Consider the following 21,034-nt stretch of genomic DNA (forward strand, 5'->3'; position numbering starts at 1 on the left):
CCATCATCGATCTCATTCGCGATTAGAGAGCCACTAAATAAAATTGCTGACATTGCTAAAGCAAGCCCTGTTTTGTTTAGAGTCATAACGATTACTCCATTTCCTGTTATTCCTGATTAAAAATGACTGCACTTAACTTCTTGCTGCTTCCTTCAAATGTTGTGGGAAGCGATGAAATTATAAGAAAGGATCAGTGAAAGCTGTTCTCATTATTGAGAATGATTCAGGCTGGAAGGGAGTATTTAGGTGCGTCTCTTTAAGGTTTTAAAGAAAAAAATAACATAATCATAATGTTATTTTTTGTATTTACTTTAAGTACTCATCAAGTATGAAATGAAGCCAATATAAAGAAGTAATTTGTTCTATTGCACTGAGCGGAGCAGTCATCCATTTTTTATAAATGGCATTTTATCCAATTATTATCTTTATTATTTAATATTATAAATCATATCCTTATGCTAACACAGGTTGAAAAGTATGGATAAAAACACAACAGGTTCATACTTTTTAAGTCTTTTTCGGTGCTGAAAAGCAATGCGATATCATTCTGAAGTGCTATATTTTCTACTTAAAATGAAGATAAATTCTCTTTGCTATCCCCAATTAATTTTCTAACGGGGGTTGGTGAAACAGGTAAGTTAATGTGGTGGGACTATGGAAAAGAAGCACTTGATACTGCTAGCTGAGAGTAATTTACAAAGTAACTTAATAAAAAAACAGCTGTCTTCCATTCATGATGTCGATGTAAAGATAATGCAACCAGATGAAGTGGTGTTCAGAAGTCACTCACTCAGTATCGATTTGATGTTTATTGATTACGATTTTATGCGTCAGCTTGAAGTACAAGGAAAGTTACCAGATTTTGATCTATTTGGGTGGTCCTTTATGCTTCACAACGTCCCTTGTGAAAAAGTACAAACGGACTTACTGCATTGGAAGTTGTTAAAAGGAATTTTGCTCCGAAGTGCATCAGTGACACATATATGTGATGGCGCGGAATACGTACTGAAAGGTGGGTTGTGGCTACCAAGAATGTACCTAGAGAAGTTAGTCCTCAATTATCGGCATGCAAATTTGTCCGAAGAACAGCAGCATGATGAGTTAACATGCAGAGAAAAACAGATTCTAGAGCTACTTGTGTACGGCATTTCAAATCAACAAATTGCTTCAAGACTTTTTTTATCTGAAAGTACAGTGAAAAGCCATATATACAAGTTGTACAAAAAACTCGATGTCCATTCTCGTCATGATGCGGTTAAGTTGGTAAGAATGAACAATGGCTTAACCGAGAGAAGTTAAGTCACAATTTGTGATGCTCTTTTTATCGGGGTCTGTTCCGTTTTCACTATCTAATCTAAGCAAGGGCACTCGTATTTGAGTGCCCGTGGTTTATCTAGATTCAATAGTTGGCGTATCAGCAGGCTACATCATGCCCGTGACAAGGCCTGCTGCCACAAAAAACACGATCATCCATAGTACCGAAAGGTTGAGCTTTTTGTGTAGATAGAAACCCGCAATCACTAACGCCATGTCGATGGGAGCAACAACTGCGCTGCTAAATACTGGCTGGTAAAGTGCCGCGAGTAGTAACCCTACTACCGAGGCATTTACACCGTTGATGGCGCCGGAGACCAGCGGTTTGCCTGCCAGTGCTTGCCAGTTCTTAAGAACGCCAAGTAATAAAAGAAACCCTGGGAGGAATACGCCAAGCGTTGCGATCAGAGCGCCTAAAATTGGCGTATCCGAAAGCTCATAACCGATAAAAGTCGCAAAGGTGAACATTGGCCCCGGTACAGCTTGTGCAGCGGCGTAGCCTGTTAAAAATGCATCTTGGCTGAGCTGGTCGCCAACAATGTTTTGCAGAAGCGGCAGAACCACATGACCGCCACCAAACACTAAGCTACCAGCTTGGAAAAAATCACTAAACAGCCCAAGCAAAGGTAACGTATGAGCCACTAACGGTAAGCCGAGTAAAAGCACCGCAAATAGAGCCAATGGCGCGATAGACGGTTTAAACGGCTCGGCTGATGGCGCGGAGTCTTTCTTCAGATATCGCATTCCGACAAAACTTGCTGCGATCAACACGAACATTTGCGTCATGATGCTTGGTGCTACCAGCAACGCAATCGCAGTCGCGACGCACAAACCCGCGGTCAGTTTACTTTGGCAGAAGTTTTTGTACATGCCCCAAGTCGCATCCGCCACGACGACGACTGCGAGCAGTTTTAGGCCGTGAACGATGTTTTGGAACACTGCGGTGTCGGTGATTTGGCTGCTCATCATCGCCAGCGCCAACATGATGACCACTGAAGGAAGCGTGAATCCGACAAATGCTGCGCATGCACCACCTAAACCGCCACGTTTATAGCCTAAAGCAAAGCCAACTTGGCTTGAGCCCGGTCCCGGCAAAAACTGACTGAGCGCGACAATTTGCGCGTACTCGCTGTCATCAAGCCATTTCAGTTTCTCAACAAAGGTTTGGCGAAAATAACCAATATGAGCCGCAGGGCCGCCGAAGCTGAACCAACCCAGCAAGAAAAAAGTTTTGAATATGGTGAACATGTCGAGCCTGTTTATCTAAAAAGCATTGTTGCTAATTTATCGAATGCTCTAAAATGACTCAAATTGATGATTTTAATTTCATCTATGAATGAAATGGGATGAGGATGTTGGAGTGAAAGAGGACATTCAGTGGCGCAACATTGACTTGAACTTATTGGTGACGTTTTCCTACTTGTATCGCTATCGAAGCGTTAGCGTCGCGGCAGAGAAAAGTTACGTTAGCCAGTCGGCGATGAGTCATAGTTTGTCTCGTTTAAGGTTGTTGTTTGACGACCCGCTTTTTGAGCGAAAAGGGCACAAGATGGAGCCCACCGAGCACGCTCACCACATCGCGCCAATCGTGCATCATTTGTTGGATTCTATTGCCAAAGACTTGCTCACTAAGTCTGTCTTCCAGCCTAAAAATTATGCGGGTGTATGTCGCATTGGATTAACGGATTATGCCGAATTTATTTTTGCTCCTCGGCTTTATGACGAAATACGCCAGCGCGCCCCAGAGGCGCAGATCAGTTTTATTAACGTCAATCGTAGCAACTACGTGGCATTAACTGAACATGAAAAGCTCGATGTCATTATTGGCAGCATGCCGGTGTTGGATGACAACTTTGAGAGCTTGTACTTGTACACCGAAAAGCACGTGTGCATGTGTGATAAACAGGTATTGCAAGGGGAAACACAGCTGTCTCTGGAAGCGTTCGCGAACATAGAGCAAGCTCTGGTAAGTCCCGATGGGAGCTTAAAGACACAAGTAGACCAAAAGCTTGCAGAACATGGCTTGAGCCGCAAAGTCACCGTGGCGTCGCGCAACTTTCTCACTATTCGGCATCTATTGAAAAAACGCGATCTCATTGCCATCGTGCCAGAAAAAATGGCATTGGCGGAGGGCTTTTCGGACGATCTCGTTACCGTTAAGCCGCCGATCGCCGTTGCGGATTTTGATATTGCTATGCTGTGGCATTCCAGCCGAAACAATGAAGACAAAGGCATTTGGCTACGCGAGCTGGTTTCTTCGACCATCACCTCTAAATGATAAACATTTGGGGCACTCATGGTGCTTAGAGTTATTTGTTGTTGGACTTCTTACTACCCGCTGAGTTATCGGCGTTACACCGAAACAGTACTGATTGTGCAAAATGAATGTCTTGGGTTAGGGGGGGGATGTTCCAGATTTAATTCATAAAAGAGATTAATGGAAAAGGTATCATTGAGTTGTACCACGTAGTTTAAGCTCTGTTTGAACGTATACATGAAGAGGGAGTAAGCGTCCATCTCGGTATTTTTCCACCAGTAAGTTCACTCCCTGAGTTCCCATCAACTCAGAGTGAATACGAATTGTAGACAACGGCGGAAAGGTAAAGCGAGCAGTAGGAATATCATTCATACTAATCAACGTAATATCCTCTGGTATCTTTAAGCCAAATTCATGGATTGCACGTACTATGCCAATCGCGATGGAGTCTGAATCAATGAATACTGCTTTCGGGAAGTCACCTTTGGCTAGCATCTCTTTCGCTAAGTTATAACCGGACAAACTAGAGCAGGCACAATAGTGTATATCTTGTTCTGCGACCACGCCTTTTAGATAGCCATAGTCCAAAAACACATTTTTACGAGTGTCAGCTGCGTCGTGCTTGTCTTGACCGCTAATATAACCGATGCGGCGGTGGCCTCGTTGTACAAAGAAATCAACCACTTGCCTACTGATTCGAATAAGGTCGACATCAACGCAATCATAAGGGCAGGTTGGATCTGAAAAGTTTATGTAGCAGATGCTATCGGCTAGACGTTTAGGTAATTTATCTACTACCTTTTGGTCGACATTTCCGACTAAAAGGACACCTGTTATCTTTTTCGTTTCAACATCAATTTCACTGTTATAGCAATTGGTTAGCGTAATACCTAATTTGTCGCATTGCGTTTCAATCCCATGATGAATTGATAAGTAGTAAGGGTCATTCACCTCTGTTTCTTGTTTGTAGTTATATAAGGCTAAAAAGTGATGTTTTTGCTTAACTTCTTTGATGCCTTTCTTCGAGCTACTGGTGCGGTACTCCAGTTTTTCTGCAATTTCCAAAATGCGGTATTTGGTTTCTTCTTTAACGCTCAACGTTGGGTCGTTGTTCAAAACCCGCGATACGGTTGCAAGTGAGACGCCTGCTTCAATGGCGATATCTTTTAGCTTTGCCATGTAAATTTCCCGTTGGCACTGCCCAAGTGTGAGCTCAATAATCTGACTATTTTAAACAGCTACTTAGAGATGCACAAACCTTTAGTAAGACAGTCCTAAACACTTTAAATCATCATATCAAGCCAACTTGTTTTCATGAAATAGACTCTATTGAGTAATAAATAAAGCCGTAAACGTAAGGATTATATTGCTGTAAAAATACTGAAAAACGCGACTGGTTTGGAAACTTGCTACTTGTGGTAACTCTAGTACTTAATAGGAGTCGAGCTGTTTAGAGTTTAATCAAGCAAACGTTTTATTGTTCGTGTTTATGTTTTGTGTCTCATTTTATAAATAAATCAATAGGAATATATTCAACTCTATTTATAATCTCCGCGCTTTTAAAAACTGTTTAACAGTATGAAAAACATAGGAAATTATAATGAAAAAAGTATTGCCATTATTGGCTTTAGGGGCAGTGGTTGCTTCAGCGTCAGTTCAAGCAAAAGGTAACTGGTATGTTGGCGCAGATATTCTTAACTCTGATCTTGAAGTTGAAGGTCACTCTTACAGCTCTTCAGCTACAGGTTTGGGTATTGCGGTAGGTAAAGAGCTGCAATATTCAGAAAACTTCAAATTGGCTTTAGAAGGTGAGTACATTTACTACGGTAGCTTCGAAGAAAAAGCATCGGGCGCGGGTAATTGGTTAGAAGCTACTGTTGAAGGTTATTCATTCAACCTTAATGCTAAACCTAAGTACCAATTCTCTGGCACTGGTTTTTATGTTGGTGCTGTTGTTGGTCTAGGTGTAACTGGGGTTGATTTAGAGGCAAAATCAAACCTTTCTGGTTTCACTGGTAAGACTGATGGTAGCGATGCTGGCTTTAACTATGGTGCTGAAGTGGGTTATGAATTTGCTTCAGGTCTGGTTGTTTCTGGTGGCTACCGTGCTTCTACAGTAACCATCGATGTTGAAGGTGGTGGCGATCTTGAATTTGATTTTGACAGCCTGTACATTGGTGTTGATTACAAGTTTTAAGCTCGCGTAAGCAAAACATAGATACTAAAAAGGAGCCGTCAGGCTCCTTTTTTGATCAGATTATCAATCAACTCATAGTGGTGATCTTGTACGCCTGCAAGGTTGCCATATTTGGGTTGATGGCGGTCATTTTCTTTCGCGTGTTGCCAGCCAATGGTGTGACGCACAAAATGCTCTGCAAACGCGTGGGAAACTTCCAAGCAACCTGCCAGCACGGTATCAACATAACTTTGCATGATTGGGCTCTTTGCGCATGGTGGTAGTGGCTCGTCTTTTACGTAAACCCAAATGTCATGTTCTTGGTTAAAACTCGCATCTGTTTCGATTTGATCTGGCTGAAGTTGAATACGATGATAACCTCGCTCACGGCGATCGAATTCTGCGAGCGCTTCTTCATTTACTTCGAGTAAAACGCCATTAACCTGTCCATCGCCTTGGTTCACCACTAATGGAGAGAGGCTGTAGCTGTCGTCAATCTTCCCCCAGTAGCGAACCAACCCATGTGCTATGACGGGAATGGCTTCTCCCGTTTGTCCGGTTAACTTACGTGACGCAGAATTAATCAAACTGCCATAGCCAAATATGTACATTGTCGTTGCATCCCTTAACTGATAGTTGTGCCTCTCATGTTTATACCTAACCCGCATCTGAAGCACAACTTTACCTCTTAAGTATAATCTTAATTATAAACATGTATTTTTTATACATGTTTATGGTAGCATCAATATGTAGTTGAGTTAACCAGCATCGAGAGACGCTTGAGGGCAAGATAATGCTGAATATCACCGATAAAAAAGTAGAAGAAAAAATCCCCGCATTGCTACGATTAGGCTTTCGGCCGTTTTTTCTGTTTGGGGCGATTTACGGCATTGTTGCGATCGCGTTGTGGGTGTGGATGTTCCAAAGCGGACAGCCAAACGCATTAACTGTACCGGCATTATGGTGGCACGTACATGAAATGTTGTTCGGTTTTTCAATGGCCATTGTAGTTGGCTTTGTACTGACCGCGGTACAAAACTGGACTGGCATTAATGGTACCAAGCATTACATGCTTCTGGCTTTATTTGGCTTGTGGTTAGTGCCCCGCATCTTGCTTTGGACACCTGCACCGTTATGGTTAACCAGCAGTATCGAAGCGGTATTTTTACTGTTTGTCGCCTATGAGGTGGGCATTCGTGTGTATCGAGCCAAAGGTTGGCGTAATTTGTTTTTCGTTCCACTGTTTCTTTTAGCCATCTTTGCGAACTTTGCAAGCTACGCAACGATAAAAGGTATGCCGCCCTTTAGCTCTTCTGCTGTGTGGCAAGCAATGCTGTGGTGGTTTACCTTGCTGTTGTCAGTGATGGGCGGACGTGTGATTCCATTTTTTACTGCGCGTCGATTTAATTTCGAAAAAGCGCAACCATTGGCTTGGTTAGAGTGGTTCGCGAACTTGCCATTGGTAATGCTATTTGTGCTGAGCTTTTTCCCTGTGACGTTTGCAGAACTAGGTAGTCCTTTGATGCTATTTGCAGGTGTTGCTCAGTTGGTGCGTTTTGTTCGCTGGAAACCTTGGTTAACCCTGAGCGAGCCTTTAGTGTGGTCGCTGCATGCTGCGTATTTGTGTTTACCACTAAGCTTAATTTTGCGAGGCGTCTGGGGAGATGCATTTGCCAGCCATAACCTCATTCACCTGTTTGCGATAGGTGCGTTAGGCGGTTTGATTTTAGCGATGATTGCACGGGTGACGATGGGACATACTGGTCGCATGATCTACAAAGGGCCAAACATGAGCCTTGCGTTTGCAGCGATTACCGCGGCAGCTTTGGTTCGCAGTTTCGCCGTGATCTTTGACCCAGCGAACATGATGCTGTGGATTGATATCAGCGGCGGATTATGGATTGTTGCGTTTGGGCTATTTGTGTGGCGCTTTGGTGTGATGCTTGTGACCCCTCGTGTGGATGGTCACCCCGGATAAGATTCTAATGTGAGTAGAGAAAAGAGGAGCCGCGTGCTCCTCTTTTGGTTTTTGTTCTTTATAGGTTTAGTGTTTATTCGTCTTCGTCGTCCGCTTTATTCGTGAGCCCCAAGCGTTTAAATAGCCACCACTCTAGACCAAAAATGACAATTAAGGCGATACAGAACCAGGTGAATGCCATGGTGGATTCCACACCTGGCATTCCACCAACATTGATGCCGAGTAAACCTGTTAAGAAGCTGGTTGGTAGAAAAATCGTTGCTACCAAAGTAAACAGGTAACTGTTTTTATTGGTTTTTTCATCACGATGATGTTTGATCTCTTCTTGGAAAAGCGCCACTTCTCCAAGATAAAACTCAAGTGTTTCATTTATGCGCGTAATATTATTGTGTGCGAAGCGATATTGATGAGGTCTCAAAGCAATCAATTCTGATTCTGACTCCACAAGATCACGGATAGCGTACTGCTGAGGGCGAATAAAACGCTTGATAGAAATCAGCGCTTTTTGAGTCGCCATATGTTTGTACGTCGATTCATCATTCACGTCGAACTGGTTTAGTGTTTCTTCAATTGTATCAAGGTAAATGTCTATTTTACTGTTTAATCCTTCAATGATCTGATGAAGTAAACTAGCAAGACTTTTTGGGCCTTTGTGTTCCGCTAATGCTTGGCGAATCTCCATGATCGCGCGTGATGGAATTTTACGAGTTGAAATGAGTGCGCCTTGAAAGTAGAGAATTCGAATACTAAGCATATCTTCTGGTGATGCATTGCCGTTCATATTGACGCCTCGTAAAATCAACATGAAGTTCTCGTCATCTAAAGGATGGAAAGATGGTCGGCTTTCGTCGGCTAATAGATGATCAACCGTAGCTCGAGGTACTTGGTTCTGCTCCAGCCAACCACGAATATCGGGATGCAGCCGTTCGCAATGGTACCAATGCTTAGCTTGAATTTGCTCTGCCGTGGTGGATTGTTGAGTTGCTTCTGGGGTTGAGAAGTCCCAATGTTCAATCATAAAACCCATTTTCTTTTCCTTGTTTGAGCCGATACCAAAATAACCTCAAGATACTTCTTTCGCGAGAATTGCATTGCCATACAGAGGCAATACTCTGAGTACGGTACTCTGAAGTCATTGATGCATTATTTTTCAAATGAGTATGATTGTATTTAACGCCAAATGTCTATGAATAGTTGTTCTTATTTGCAATCGAGTGGAGCGCACCAAGGTGTTGTGCTTAAACAACAAAACAAAAAGCCTGCAACTAAGCAGGCTTTATTGTGGGGGAGGGAGGGGAGCTGTTAGCCAACTTGAGAAAGATTAACCACTTTCTGTTGTAGCTTTTTCTTTAAATAGTCCGTTAAGGCCTGTTTTTCTTCCTCGTTCATGTAAAGACCAAGCTTAGTACGGCGCCATAAAATGTCTTCATCGGTCATTGCCATTTCATGGTTCATTAAGTAATCGATCTCACGTTGGTAAACACCACCTGCTTGTGCCGAGAACGTTTGTCCTAAGTCAGCTTCACTTGTTGTGCCTTCCATTAAGTTCCAGGTTTGGGTACCAAACTGTGTGACATAACGAAGAATCAATGCTTCTGGCGCCCAAGTGTATTTAGCGTGAATTTGTTTAGCTAATTGTTCACGACTACAGCTGAAGTTACCACCAGGAAGGGTTTGGTTGGCCGTCCAGTCTTTACCCATTTCAGGTAGGAACGGAGCAAGTTTCTTCATTGCTGCTTCACCTAACTTACGGTAGGTCGTTAACTTACCACCAAAAACAGAAAGCAGAGGTGCATGGTCGTATTCCGCATCGAGCTCTAGCGTGTAGTCTCGTGTGATTGCTTGCGGAGAGTCAGATTCATCGTCACATAAAGGACGAACACCGCTGTATGTCCAAACTACATCTTCGCGAGTCAACTGGTGGACAAAGTGTTGGTTTACGATATCAATGAGGTAATCGACTTCGTCATCTGAGATCGACACTTCACGTGGGTCACCTTTGTATTCCACATCTGTTGTACCAATGATTGAGAACTTATCTAAGTAAGGAATCATAAATACGATGCGATTGTCTTTGTTTTGAAGGATGTAGGCTTGCGGTTCGTTGTGGATACGAGGAACAACGATGTGCGAGCCTTTGATTAAGCGAATGTTACGAGGAGAGGCTTGCTCTAATCCATCATCAAAGAACTGTTTTACCCAAGGCCCCGCAGCATTGACTAACGCTTTCGCTTTACGTTCGAAACGTTGGTCTGTCATCACATCGTGAATAGTAACGTGCCAGATACCACCTTCACGGTGTGCTTTTTCCACGCGGCAGTAGTTACGTACTTCAGCATGGTTTTCGCGAGCCGCAAGAACGTTCAGTAATACTAAACGTGCATCATCAACCCAACAGTCAGAGTATTCGAAACCCGTTTTCATCTCTGGTTTTAGCAAGCCAGATTTCGCAAGGTTGACGGTTTTACTGCCTTGCAGCGTCGTACGTTTACCCAAGTTATCGTAAAGGAAAAGGCCACAACGAATCATCCAAGCTGGGCGTAGGAATGGGCGATGCGGTAAACGGAAACGCATTGGTAATGCGACGTGTGGTGCTTTACGAAGAATAACCTCACGCTCTGCGAGCGCTTCCGAAACTAAACGAAACTCGTAGTGTTCAAGGTAGCGTAAACCGCCGTGTATCAGTTTAGAACTTGCTGAAGAAGTCGCAGATGCGAAGTCATTTGCTTCATATAAGCCAACACTCAAACCTCGGCCAGCTGCGTCTGCTGCAATACCAGCTCCGTTAATGCCGCCACCGATTACGATCAAGTCTAAGGTAGTGGATGAGCTAGTAGTGGAAGCATTATTTTGTATACTCATAAATTTGACCTCTTGGTGAGCGAACGAGCATTTTAGAACATAATGTAATCCTAGCTCAGGTTTCGTTTGTGATCATCTATTATTTTCGTTTGTGAGCGTTTTGTGTGATTTAGACACAAAAAAACCTCTATCTAATTAAGACAGAGGTCATTTGAGGGGGAATTATACGATTGACGTTACTCGTTTTCGGAGTTTGATTCGTTAGCTTCAACCACTTCAAGTGGGATAGAAGCTTCCTTCAAAATTGACAAGATTTCTTCTGGTGGCTGCTTATTGGTAAAGATCATGTTGAGCTGTGCAATATTGCCTAGTTTCACCATAGCATTGCGCCCAAACTTGGTGTGGTCTACGGCAAGAAATACACTACGGCTATTGTCAATGATCGCTTGTTTTACCCGGACTTCGTGGTAATCAAAGTCTAATAGCGAGCCATCGAAGTCGATACCGCTAATGCCGAGAATACCAAAGTCGAGACGGAACTGTTTAACGAAATCGAGGGTAGCCTCGCCAACAATACCGCCGTCTCTGCTGCGGACTTCTCCACCCGCTAAGATGACTTTGATTTCAGGGTTAGGGAAAAGAATGGTCGCAACATTGATGTTGTTGGTGACAACACGCAACTGTTTATGATTTTTATTGAGCGCTCGCGCAACTGCTTCTGGTGTGGTGCCGATATCGATGAATAGTGTGGCACCATCTGGAATGTGTTTGACTACCTCGTCTGCAATGACATCTTTTTCATTGAAGTTGAGCGCTTTACGCGTGTTGTAAGATGTGTTTTCAGAACTGAGAGGAATAGTGGCTCCACCGTGATAACGACGAATTTTGTTGTCATCGGCGAGTTCATTGAGATCGCGTCGGATGGTTTGTGGGCTGACATTGAATCTTTCTACCAACTCATCCGTGCTGACATAGCCTTGTTTTTTCACCAGCTCAACAATCTGCTGGTGTCGAGGTATTTGCTTCACTTACCACTCCCTTGTGCATTGGTAACGGCCAATGCTTCAAATTCGAAGCTCTATTGTGCTCGAATTTGCTCGTTGTGAGAAGTAAGCGAGTTCAGGAATCGGGGATAAAGCGCAAAAAGAGCGCACAAATGGCGCTCTTTTTTCTTATGGAGATGAGATTAATCTTCTTCGTCGTGAAGTTCAGACCAGGTTTGTGCACATTTCACTGCACGCTTCCAACCCTTGTAACGACGATTGCGTTTTTCTTCATCATCGTGTGGCTCAAAGGTGCGATCAAGTACCGCTTTATTCTGCAACTCATCAATGCTATCCCAGTAACCAACTGCAAGGCCGGCAAGGTAGGCTGCACCAAGAGCGGTAACCTCAGTTACTTGAGGGCGGTGTACTTCTGTGTTCAATACATCGGATTGGAATTGCATGAGGAAGTTGTTCGCTACTGCACCACCATCGACGCGAAGGTTCGCAAGCTTAATGCCTGAGTCAGCTTGCATCGCATCCAGTACGTCACGAGTTTGATAAGCGATGCCTTCCAATGTTGCACGGATGATATGGTTTGAATTCACACCGCGAGTAAGGCCGACAATCGTGCCACGTGCGTAGGCATCCCAGTATGGTGCGCCTAAACCAGTAAATGCAGGCACGACATAAACGCCGTTTGATGTATCCACTTTTGTCGCGAAGTATTCAGAGTCTTCTGCACCGTTTAGGATTTTCAATTCATCGCGTAGCCATTGGATTGAAGCTCCTCCCATGAATACGGCACCTTCAAGTGCATAAGCTGGTTCGCCTGCAGGACCACAAGCCAAAGTTGTTAGAAGACCATGTGTCGAAGTGACTTTTTCTTGGCCCGTATTCATTAGCAAGAAACAACCCGTACCGTAAGTGTTTTTCGCTTGACCCGCTTCAACACACATTTGGCCGTAAAGCGCCGCTTGTTGGTCACCTGCGATTCCAGAAATAGGAATACGAGTACCGCCTTTACCACCGATGTTGGTTTTACCGTAAATTTCCGATGAGCGCTTCACTTCTGGCATCATAGATGCTGGGATGCCAAGCTCATCTAACATTTTTTGATCCCAACATAGATCGTTGATGTTAAACAGCATGGTACGCGATGCGTTAGTGTAGTCGGTTACGTGAACGCGACCTTGAGTCATCTTCCAAACTAACCAAGTATCGACAGTACCAAACAACAGCTTACCTGCTTCTGCGTCTTCTCGTGCGCCTTCAACATTGTCCAGAATCCATTTAACTTTGGTACCGGAGAAGTAAGGGTCAAGCACCAAACCAGTGTTGTCACGTACATAGTTTTCGAGACCGCGTGCTTTTAAATCTTCACAGATATCAGCAGTACGGCGACATTGCCATACGATCGCATTGTAAACGGGTTTACCGGTTTCTTTGTTCCAGACGATGGTCGTTTCACGCTGGTTAGTAATACCGATAGCCGCTAATTGGTCGCTACGGATGCCAGACTTAGCTAGAGCTTCTACTAAGGTAGAGCTTTGTGTTGCCCAGATCTCCATTGGATCATGTTCAACCCAACCAGCTTCTGGATAAATCTGAGTAAATTCGCGTTGCGCGACGCTTACGATGTTCGCATCATGATCAAGAATCACAGCGCGAGAGCTTGTTGTACCTTGGTCTAGGGCAACAATGTATTTTTGCTCAGTCATGGTAAGAATCCTTTTGTTTCGTTATTTATATTTTAGTAAATGTTCGAGTTACGTCAGTTTTAAGCTCTAGCTTCTTCTGTTTCTTCTTCCGTCTCACATTGGTTTGGAATCGTACAACCGTGGCCTTGTTGTGGAAGGTAAGCTGCAATCGCTTTTGGATACAACCAACCACCAAAACACGCACCTGCAATCGGAGCAAGTAAAGGCACGATAAAGTAAGGAATGTCTTTAGCACCTGTCAGAGCGTAATCCCAACCTGCGAAGTAAGCGAACAGCTTCGGTCCAAAGTCACGAGCAGGGTTCATAGCAAAGCCTGTTAGTGGGCCAAGTGAACCACCGATGACGGCAATCAAAATACCGATCAATAGAGGGTTCATTGCGCCACGTGCCGCGCCGTTATTTTCATCGCCCAGAGCCAGAATCGCAAACATCAGTACAGCAGTGATAACGAATTCCACAGCAAAAGCACCAAAGAAAGAGAGAGAGGCATGCGGATAAGTCGAGAAGATACCAGCAGTTGCTAGTGCATCTTGGCTGCTGCGAACGAAGTTATGAGCGATTTCGTAGTCGGTGAAAAGGTTGCTGTATAAGCTGTATACCAATGCAGCAGAACAGAATGCCCCAAGCATTTGAGCGATAATGTATGGCACCACTTTCGCCTTATCAAAACCATGGAACATAGCAAGTGCGATGGTAACGGCAGGGTTGATGTGTGCACCAGAGACGCCAGCCGTACAGTAAATAGCGATGGCGACACCGAAGCCCCATACAATACTGATTTCCCATTGTCCAAATGATGCGCCTGTTAGAACTAAGGCTGCAACACAGCCTACGCCGAAGAAAATAAGTAGTCCTGTACCGATAAACTCGGCCAAACATTCTCCGAGCAGAGAGGGGTGTTTGTTCGTTGTCATGTTAAAAGTCCTTTGATCATTTTTGCCTGTCTAGCACGATACTATTGTGCATATATAAACGTTTGCGAAAACAAACGAGCGTTAAAAATGAGCGTTTGAGCATAAATTTGTTAATCAAAGTCTTCGTTTTTGTTAAATGGCGCATCTTTTAACCGGGAAAGAACACAACGAAAATAATTTATTTGTCACGAGGCCAGTGTTGAGAGCGCTCAAATTACCGATGTGAAAAAGAATGCACAACTGGTAAGAGGAGTTTTGTGAAGCTGCTACGTGCTTGGAGACTTATTGCACAGAACTTGTGTAGCAATTAACCCTAAAGGAGTAGCGGAATGTCAAATGTATCAAGGGATAGCAGTGATATAAAAAATACGCTGTCATGTTTGGACTTTTAGAAAAAATCGTCATCCCATTGGTACCAATAGGATGAGTTGAGAAGAGAATAAACGCTGTTAATGTCTTGTGTTTGTGAATCATTGCTTCGGCTTGTATTCAAATAAAAATTGTTTTTTTTATTTCGTTTGATGCTAAACGTGATCGTTTTTCAGCTTTTTAGTTATTAGTTGGTTCGGAGCGAGTAGGGCAGGCGTAAATCGCCCTTTTTACGGTTAGTTTATGTTCTAATTCGAGCCTTTGTTTCAAAGGTTTCGAATTGGAATGCTCAAGTGAGAGGTTTGAATATCAGTTTCATATTAACGAATCTTGAGTAAAGTTGAACGATGATCTAATTAATGCTCATATAATTTACTGTATTTACTTATATTTAATCCATGTGCAACATTTGTCACAGAAATAAAATCCTAACTCCATACAATTCATGAACTTTCGAACGAAGATTTATTTTGTTTCGTTCGCTCCTTTTGTGTTTTTACCATCGCATACAAAATAATGAGGTTCCTATGTTTGGAATATTCAAACCTAAGGCGCACATTGATCGTCTGTCCCCTGGCAGCATCGATAGCACCTACTCTCGCCTCCGTTGGCAACTCTTTATCGGTATCTTTGTTGGCTACGCCGGTTACTATCTAGTTCGTAAAAACTTCAGTTTGGCGATGCCTTATCTTATCGAGCAAGGCTTTAGCCGCGGAGACTTAGGTGTCGCCTTGGCAGCTGTTTCCATTGCATATGGTCTCTCTAAGTTTCTAATGGGCAGCGTTTCAGACCGCTCCAACCCTCGCTATTTCCTTAGTGGCGGCCTATTGATGTCTGCATTAGTGATGTTTTGCTTTGGCTTTATGCCATGGGCGACTGGTAGCGTCACTGCGATGTTCATTTTGCTTTTCTTAAACGGTTGGTTCCAAGGGATGGGGTGGCCTGCTTGTGGCCGAACCATGGTGCACTGGTGGTCACGTAAAGAGCGTGGTGAGATCGTTTCGGTTTGGAACGTGGCGCACAACGTGGGTGGTGGCTTGATTGGTCCACTATTTATTCTTGGCCTGTGGGCATTTAACGATGATTGGCGCACTGCATTTTATGTTCCTGCATTTTTCGCCACGTTGGTTGCTGTGTTTGTTTGGATGACGGTTCGCGATACCCCTCAGTCTTGTGGTCTGCCTCCTATTGAAGAATACAAAGACGATTACCCAGATGACTATGACAAGTCCCATGAACAAGAAATGACAGCGAAGGAAATCTTCTTCAAATACGTCTTCAACAACAAACTTCTTTGGTCGATTGCAATTGCAAACGCATTTGTTTACCTAATTCGTTACGGCGTACTGGACTGGGCACCTGTTTACCTAAAAGAAGCGAAGGATTTCTCGGTAGATAAATCGTCATGGGCTTATTTCTTATACGAATGGGCTGGCATTCCAGGAACACTATTGTGTGGTTGGATCTCTGACAAATTGTTCAAAGGTCGTCGTGCACCTGCTGGTATCTTATTTATGGTGCTAGTGACAGTTGCAGTGATGGTTTATTGGTTTAACCCTGCGGGCAACCCAACAGTAGATATGATGGCGCTTATTGCAATTGGCTTCCTAATCTATGGTCCGGTTATGCTGATCGGTTTGTACGCACTTGAACTCGCTCCGAAGAAAGCCGCAGGTACTGCCGCTGGTCTTACTGGTTTGTTTGGATACCTGGGTGGGGCAGTTGCCGCAAACGCGATTTTGGGCTACACCGTAGACCACTTTGGCTGGGATGGTGGCTTTATCATCTTAGTGGGTTCTTGTATTACTTCTATCGTGTGTTTGATGTACGCCTTCTTAGGTGAACGTGCGCACCACGAGCAAAAAGAGCGCGAGAAGGAAGCGCTAGCGTAATATTTATTTAAAGAGGCAGTGGAATACTGCCTCTTCGCTTTATCAAGGAAATAACAATGAAAACAAAGTCAGTATGTCTTACTTTTTTAGCACTTAGCCTCTCTGCTGGTGCGATTGCGAAGCCGCTTGTCATTGCGCATCGTGGTGCATCGGGCTACTTGCCTGAGCACACGCTAGAAGCCAAAGCACTTGCTTACGCAATGAAACCTGACTACATAGAGCAAGATGTGGTAATGACGAAAGATGACCAGTTGGTCGTGTTGCATGACCATTATCTCGATCGCGTAACGGATGTTGCGGAGCGTTTTCCTGATCGTGCACGTAAAGATGGTCGTTATTACGCGATTGATTTCACTCTGGCGGAAATCAAATCCTTGCGAGTAACTGAAGGCTTTAATATCAATGAGAAAGGCAACAAAGTAGCGGGCTATCCAACCCGATTCCCTATGTGGAAATCTGATTTCACCGTGCCGACATTTGCTGAAGAGATTGAGCTGATCCAAGGCTTAAACAAAACGCTGGGTTATGACATCGGTATTTACCCAGAAATTAAAGCGCCTTGGTTCCATCGTCATGAAGGTAAGGACATTTCTAAAGCAGTACTTAAAGTCTTGAAGCAGTACGGTTACGGCTCTCAAGACGACAAAGTCTACCTTCAGTGTTTTGATGCGAATGAACTTCAACGCATCAACAGTGAACTCATGCCTGCAATGGACATGGACTTAAAGCTCGTTCAGCTTATGGCTTACACGGACTGGAACGAAACTATGGTGTACAAAGGCGACAAGGCAACACCATACAGTTATGACTGGATGTTCGAAGCCGACGGAATGAAGAAAGTAGCGAGTTACGCGGAAGGAATTGGACCTTGGAAGCCGATGCTGGTGGATGATAAGTCAACCAAAGACAATATCATCATCAAGCCGTTGATGAAGGCTGCAAAAGACGCTGGCTTGCAAGTGCATCCATACACGTTCCGCGCCGATCCAGGACGCATTCCAGCGTACACTGACAGCTTTGAAGGCATGATGGATGTGTACTACAACCAAGTAAAAGTGGATGGTTTGTTTACTGATTTCCCAGATAAAGCGGTCAGCTTTTTAAATCAGTAATCACGCATTTTGACTTAAGCTAAAAAATCCCCCAACAGTTTCCTGCTGGGGGATTTTTCTTAACTATTTATTAGTTGTTTTTATGCAGTTCGCTGTTCAGTTCAACCGCGCTCTTGTTTGCAAGACACTCAATTTGACCTGTTACAGAGTTACGACGGAACAGTAGGTCAGAAACACCAGCAAGATCGCGTGCTTTCACCACTTCGACTTCTTGACCGTCAGAATCTAGCATGCGTACTTTAGAACCAGCAGTTACGTACAGACCTGATTCGATAGTACAACGGTCACCCATTGGGAAGCCAAGACCTGCGTTCGCGCCTAGTAGAGAGTTTTCACCGATAGAAACTACAACTTTACCGCCGCCAGATAGCGTACCCATGATAGATGCGCCGCCGCCGATGTCAGAGCCGTTACCAACCACTACGCCAGCAGAGATACGACCTTCAACCATGCTCACGCCAGTTGTACCTGCGTTGAAGTTGATGAAGCCTTCGTGCATTACCGTTGTGCCTTCGCCAACGTGTGCGCCAAGACGTACGCGAGAAGTGTCAGCGATACGAACGCCAGTTGGTACCACGTAGTCCACCATTTTAGGGAACTTGTCTACGCAATCTACGCTTAGTGCACGACCCGCTAGGCGAGCTTCGATTTGACGCTCTGCTAGTTCAGGTAGATCGATTGGACCTTCGTTAGTCCATGCGATGTTGTGTAGTAGACCGAAGATGCCGTCTAGTACCGTGCCGTGCGGTTGAACTAGGCGGTTAGAGATAAGTTGAAGTTTTAGGAAGCCTTCAGCAACGCTTTGTGGCTGCTCGTCAGTTGCAAGGATAACCAGTACAAGTGGTTGTGCTGATTCTGCTGCTTTTGCTGCGAAAGATGCGTTTGCAGCATCGCCGTTTGCTTCAAATGCTGCTGCCAGTTCTGCGCTTTGTGCTGCAGAGATCTCGATAGCTTGGTTGCCTTGCTCGTAACCTGCTACTGCTGCTAGTGCGTTAACAAGCGCTTCGCTTGGGTTAAGAACTGGGTTTGGGAAAAACGCTTCGATGATTTTGCCGTCGCGATTTTTAGTTGCCGTACCAAAGGCTAGAGAGAAGAAAGCCATAGTTGATCTCCATGTGTTGAGTCTTGTGTCTCGTCTGTTCACTGACAAGAAATAATTAAGTTGTCAGTCATCATAAAGAGAGTGTTGGGGAGTTTAAAGAGGGGAAATGGAGAAAGTCTGTAGATGGATACCTTTTGTCTTTTTAGAGATATGTTTGTCTGATGAGAAATGTGTCGCAAAAGCCTTCTCAGACCGATTTGGGGTAAAGACAAAGTGAAGTTGGAAAAGGGGCGCAGCAAAAAATAAGGGGAGGACCGAAGTCACTCCCCCTACACTGGGTTTGTTGGATTTAATCGCTTTGGATAGAAAGCGATTAAATCGGCTTAAAGGCTAAGTTCACCGACGGCTACGGCAAGTGCAACCGTTGCCCCTACCATTGGGTTGTTACCCATGCCGATGAAGCCCATCATTGCAACGTGCGCTGGTACAGAAGAGCTACCCGCGAACTGAGCATCAGCGTGCATGCGACCCATGGTATCGGTCATACCGTAAGAGGCAGGACCTGCCGCCACGTTATCTGGGTGTAGAGTACGACCAGTACCACCGCCTGATGCCACAGAGAAGTAAGGCATGCCTTCATGGTTACGTTCTGCTTTGTAGATGCCTGCTACTGGGTGTTGGAAGCGAGTCGGGTTGGTTGAGTTACCAGTGATGCTCACATCCACTTGTTCTTTATGCATGATAGCCACGCCTTCACGTACATCGTCTGCACCGTAGCAAAGGATCTCACCACGTGGACCTTGGGAGAAACGGCGACGTTCTACTTCCACTAACTCACCAGTTTGGTAGTTGTATTGAGTGCGTACGTAAGTGAAACCATTGATGCGTGAGATTAGGTAAGCGGCGTCTTTACCTAAACCATTCAGGATCACTTTCAACGGATTTTTGCGTGATTTGTTCACGTTTAGTGCGATTTTGATTGCGCCTTCTGCCGCTGCGAATGACTCGTGACCGGCAAGGAAAGCGAAACAGCCGCTTTCTTCATTCAATAGACGAGCCGCCAATGCACCGTGACCGATACCCACTTGGCGTTGCTCTGCCACGCTGCCGGGTTTAGTGCACGCCTGAAGACCTTCACCGATGATGTTTGCTGCTTCTTCTGCTGTTTTTGCTCCGCGGAAAATCGCCAAAGCGGTGCCCAGTGTGTAGGCATCTGCCGCGCTTTCAAACGCGATAGGTTGAGTGTCCATCACTAGTGCTTTAGGGTCGATACCACGATCCATACAGCATTGGTAAGCCGCTTCCAGAGAAGAAAGTTGCATTTCGTCTAATGTGCGACGTACAGATTCAGTAATTGGAGTGTTCATAATCTCTTTCCTCTTGGTGGCAATTATTGTTGGCGTGGGTTAATGGTCGTTACGGCTTCGTCAAAACGACCGTAAGTGCCCGTTGCTTTTTCTGCTGCTTCTGCTGCAGATACGCCTTCGTTGATGGCTTTCATCATCTTGCCTAGGTTGAGATATTGGTAACCAATCACTTCTTTGTTTTCGTCTAGCGCGAGTTTTGTTACGTAGCCTTCAGCCAACTCCATGTAACGCACGCCTTTTGCTTTAGTTGAGTAACTAGTACCCACTTGGCTACGTTGAGTTTGACCAAGGTCTTCCAGTGCCGCACCAATTTCCAAGCCGCCTTCAGAGAAAGCAGATTGAGTACGACCGTAAACAAATTGAAGGAAGATTTCGCGCATCGCGACGTTAATAGCATCACATACCAAGTCGGTATTCAGTGCTTCAAGAATGGTTTTGCCAGTTAGGATTTCTGCGGCCATCGCGGCTGATTGAGTCATGCCTGAACAGCCGATCGTTTCGATCAAAGCTTCTTCGATGATGCCGTTTTTGACGTTAAGAGTCAGTTTTGCTGCACCTTGTTGAGGAGCACAAGCGCCAACGCCGTGGCTAAGACCAGAAATCGCGATAACGTCTTTTGGATTGATCATTGCGCCTTCAACAGGGATCGGTGCAGATGCATGAAGATCGCCGCGTTGAATCGGGCACATTGATTGGATTTCGTGTGAGTATTGCATAGTGTTTTCCCAGTGTATTTTTATTTTTTGAGAAAACAGGAGCGGGGTTGGAGAAGAGTTGAATTGCTCACTACAGAACTCTTGCTTTCACAACATAAGCGAAAGCACTTCCAACAGGGCTGACCTGTTTTCGTTTCTGTAGGAGTCATTAGCTTTAACAGCGGTTCGAATCTTTCGATTCCGGTGGTACCCCATCACCGAACCCATTTAGACTAGATCTAAGTCACACTAATCTGCAACATGAAATTTAGAGCAATTTGGGATATTAAATCGGTTCTTTATATTCTCAGAGATATATGGAGATAAACGGAAGGAGTAAATTACCACCTTCTAAAGAAGGTGGCTTTGTGTGAGCCCCCTAAAAGGGGGCCTTTGTTTAGTCCAGCGCCAA

At 44.5% G+C, this 21,034-nt stretch carries 17 protein-coding genes and 1 riboswitch; of the genes, 6 read left to right on the forward strand and 11 right to left on the reverse strand.

Going from position 1 to position 21,034, the window contains the following annotated elements; translation table 11 throughout:
- The first annotated feature begins 654 nt into the window (after nucleotides 1-654).
- Entirely contained in the window at nucleotides 655-1,299 is a 645-nt protein-coding gene (locus tag R7P69_RS24025) for a helix-turn-helix transcriptional regulator (protein WP_005380169.1), read from the forward strand.
- 123 nt (nucleotides 1,300-1,422) lie between these two features.
- Here R7P69_RS24025 and chrA read toward each other — a convergent pair whose 3' ends face one another.
- Entirely contained in the window at nucleotides 1,423-2,562 is a 1,140-nt protein-coding gene (gene chrA, locus R7P69_RS24030) for a chromate efflux transporter (protein ID WP_238952096.1), read from the reverse strand.
- Nucleotides 2,563-2,674: 112 nt separating this feature from the next.
- On the opposite strand from chrA, the gene R7P69_RS24035 reads away from it, so the two are divergent.
- Nucleotides 2,675-3,592, forward strand: coding sequence for a LysR family transcriptional regulator (locus tag R7P69_RS24035; protein WP_373921197.1), 918 nt, complete (start codon nucleotides 2,675-2,677; stop codon nucleotides 3,590-3,592).
- A gap of 171 nt (nucleotides 3,593-3,763) precedes the next feature.
- Here R7P69_RS24035 and ebgR read toward each other — a convergent pair whose 3' ends face one another.
- A complete protein-coding gene (gene ebgR / locus R7P69_RS24040; RefSeq protein ID WP_238952094.1) occupies nucleotides 3,764-4,750 on the reverse strand; it encodes a transcriptional regulator EbgR in 987 nt (328 codons plus the stop codon).
- 421 nt (nucleotides 4,751-5,171) lie between these two features.
- Here ebgR and R7P69_RS24045 point away from each other — a divergent pair, with 421 nt between their 5' ends.
- Nucleotides 5,172-5,768 carry an outer membrane beta-barrel protein gene (locus R7P69_RS24045; protein ID WP_213911203.1) on the forward strand — a complete coding sequence of 199 codons (597 nt, stop codon included), beginning with the start codon at nucleotides 5,172-5,174 and terminating at the stop codon, nucleotides 5,766-5,768.
- Nucleotides 5,769-5,806: 38 nt separating this feature from the next.
- On the opposite strand, the gene R7P69_RS24050 is transcribed toward R7P69_RS24045, so the two are convergent.
- A complete protein-coding gene (locus R7P69_RS24050; protein WP_154205079.1) occupies nucleotides 5,807-6,358 on the reverse strand; it encodes a gamma-glutamylcyclotransferase family protein in 552 nt (183 codons plus the stop codon).
- Between the two features lie 182 nt (nucleotides 6,359-6,540).
- Here R7P69_RS24050 and R7P69_RS24055 point away from each other — a divergent pair, with 182 nt between their 5' ends.
- Nucleotides 6,541-7,725 (forward strand): NnrS family protein, encoded by a 1,185-nt coding sequence (locus tag R7P69_RS24055; RefSeq protein ID WP_238952093.1) that lies wholly within the window; start codon nucleotides 6,541-6,543, stop codon nucleotides 7,723-7,725.
- A gap of 73 nt (nucleotides 7,726-7,798) precedes the next feature.
- Here the strand turns inward: R7P69_RS24055 and R7P69_RS24060 are convergent, their stop codons facing one another.
- From R7P69_RS24060 to R7P69_RS24080, 5 genes are all read right to left on the reverse strand, one after another.
- Entirely contained in the window at nucleotides 7,799-8,752 is a 954-nt protein-coding gene (locus R7P69_RS24060; RefSeq protein ID WP_005391702.1) for a CorA family divalent cation transporter, read from the reverse strand.
- A gap of 275 nt (nucleotides 8,753-9,027) precedes the next feature.
- Nucleotides 9,028-10,587, reverse strand: coding sequence for a glycerol-3-phosphate dehydrogenase (gene glpD, locus R7P69_RS24065; protein ID WP_017636005.1), 1,560 nt, complete (start codon nucleotides 10,585-10,587; stop codon nucleotides 9,028-9,030).
- Nucleotides 10,588-10,763: 176 nt separating this feature from the next.
- Entirely contained in the window at nucleotides 10,764-11,555 is a 792-nt protein-coding gene (locus tag R7P69_RS24070) for a DeoR/GlpR family transcriptional regulator (RefSeq protein ID WP_005380192.1), read from the reverse strand.
- 158 nt (nucleotides 11,556-11,713) lie between these two features.
- A complete protein-coding gene (gene glpK / locus R7P69_RS24075) occupies nucleotides 11,714-13,231 on the reverse strand; it encodes a glycerol kinase GlpK (RefSeq protein WP_005380193.1) in 1,518 nt (505 codons plus the stop codon).
- A 59-nt stretch (nucleotides 13,232-13,290) separates the two neighbouring features.
- Nucleotides 13,291-14,145 (reverse strand): MIP/aquaporin family protein, encoded by an 855-nt coding sequence (locus R7P69_RS24080; RefSeq protein ID WP_005380195.1) that lies wholly within the window; start codon nucleotides 14,143-14,145, stop codon nucleotides 13,291-13,293.
- Between the two features lie 896 nt (nucleotides 14,146-15,041).
- Here R7P69_RS24080 and glpT point away from each other — a divergent pair.
- Complete coding sequence (glpT, locus tag R7P69_RS24085; protein ID WP_005380199.1) at nucleotides 15,042-16,406, forward strand: glycerol-3-phosphate transporter; 1,365 nt, start codon at nucleotides 15,042-15,044, stop codon at nucleotides 16,404-16,406.
- Between the two features lie 56 nt (nucleotides 16,407-16,462).
- Nucleotides 16,463-17,518 (forward strand): glycerophosphodiester phosphodiesterase, encoded by a 1,056-nt coding sequence (glpQ, locus tag R7P69_RS24090; protein WP_213874864.1) that lies wholly within the window; start codon nucleotides 16,463-16,465, stop codon nucleotides 17,516-17,518.
- A 70-nt stretch (nucleotides 17,519-17,588) separates the two neighbouring features.
- Here glpQ and dapD read toward each other — a convergent pair whose 3' ends face one another.
- The 3 genes from dapD to R7P69_RS24105 form a co-directional block, all read right to left on the reverse strand.
- Complete coding sequence (dapD, locus tag R7P69_RS24095; protein WP_025768219.1) at nucleotides 17,589-18,620, reverse strand: 2,3,4,5-tetrahydropyridine-2,6-dicarboxylate N-succinyltransferase; 1,032 nt, start codon at nucleotides 18,618-18,620, stop codon at nucleotides 17,589-17,591.
- A gap of 323 nt (nucleotides 18,621-18,943) precedes the next feature.
- The gene (locus tag R7P69_RS24100; RefSeq protein ID WP_025768220.1) at nucleotides 18,944-19,927 is read right to left on the reverse strand and encodes a GGGtGRT protein; all 984 of its coding nucleotides are present in this window, start codon (nucleotides 19,925-19,927) and stop codon (nucleotides 18,944-18,946) included.
- A gap of 23 nt (nucleotides 19,928-19,950) precedes the next feature.
- On the reverse strand, nucleotides 19,951-20,643 hold the full coding sequence (locus R7P69_RS24105) for an iron-sulfur cluster assembly scaffold protein (RefSeq protein ID WP_005450903.1): 693 nt from the start codon (nucleotides 20,641-20,643) through the stop codon (nucleotides 19,951-19,953).
- A 132-nt stretch (nucleotides 20,644-20,775) separates the two neighbouring features.
- Nucleotides 20,776-20,851, reverse strand: a riboswitch (Fluoride riboswitch).
- Between the last annotated feature and the right edge of the window lie 183 nt (nucleotides 20,852-21,034).

This window comes from Vibrio sp. 661, from assembly GCF_033339315.1.
Classification (GTDB): Bacteria; Pseudomonadota; Gammaproteobacteria; order Enterobacterales; family Vibrionaceae; genus Vibrio; species Vibrio alginolyticus.

What these genes read in the sequence shown, in the direction of transcription:
- R7P69_RS24025 (WP_005380169.1), top strand. Translation starts at nt 655, where the DNA reads ATGGAAAAGAAGCACTTGATACTGCTAGCTGAGAGTAATTTACAAAGT.
- chrA (WP_238952096.1), bottom strand. Translation starts at nt 2,562, where the DNA reads ATGTTCACCATATTCAAAACTTTTTTCTTGCTGGGTTGGTTCAGCTTC.
- ebgR (WP_238952094.1), bottom strand. Translation starts at nt 4,750, where the DNA reads ATGGCAAAGCTAAAAGATATCGCCATTGAAGCAGGCGTCTCACTTGCA.
- R7P69_RS24045 (WP_213911203.1), top strand. Translation starts at nt 5,172, where the DNA reads ATGAAAAAAGTATTGCCATTATTGGCTTTAGGGGCAGTGGTTGCTTCA.
- R7P69_RS24050 (WP_154205079.1), bottom strand. Translation starts at nt 6,358, where the DNA reads ATGTACATATTTGGCTATGGCAGTTTGATTAATTCTGCGTCACGTAAG.
- R7P69_RS24055 (WP_238952093.1), top strand. Translation starts at nt 6,541, where the DNA reads ATGCTGAATATCACCGATAAAAAAGTAGAAGAAAAAATCCCCGCATTG.
- R7P69_RS24060 (WP_005391702.1), bottom strand. Translation starts at nt 8,752, where the DNA reads ATGGGTTTTATGATTGAACATTGGGACTTCTCAACCCCAGAAGCAACT.
- glpD (WP_017636005.1), bottom strand. Translation starts at nt 10,587, where the DNA reads ATGAGTATACAAAATAATGCTTCCACTACTAGCTCATCCACTACCTTA.
- glpK (WP_005380193.1), bottom strand. Translation starts at nt 13,231, where the DNA reads ATGACTGAGCAAAAATACATTGTTGCCCTAGACCAAGGTACAACAAGC.
- R7P69_RS24080 (WP_005380195.1), bottom strand. Translation starts at nt 14,145, where the DNA reads ATGACAACGAACAAACACCCCTCTCTGCTCGGAGAATGTTTGGCCGAG.
- glpT (WP_005380199.1), top strand. Translation starts at nt 15,042, where the DNA reads ATGTTTGGAATATTCAAACCTAAGGCGCACATTGATCGTCTGTCCCCT.
- glpQ (WP_213874864.1), top strand. Translation starts at nt 16,463, where the DNA reads ATGAAAACAAAGTCAGTATGTCTTACTTTTTTAGCACTTAGCCTCTCT.
- dapD (WP_025768219.1), bottom strand. Translation starts at nt 18,620, where the DNA reads ATGGCTTTCTTCTCTCTAGCCTTTGGTACGGCAACTAAAAATCGCGAC.
- R7P69_RS24100 (WP_025768220.1), bottom strand. Translation starts at nt 19,927, where the DNA reads ATGAACACTCCAATTACTGAATCTGTACGTCGCACATTAGACGAAATG.
- R7P69_RS24105 (WP_005450903.1), bottom strand. Translation starts at nt 20,643, where the DNA reads ATGCAATACTCACACGAAATCCAATCAATGTGCCCGATTCAACGCGGC.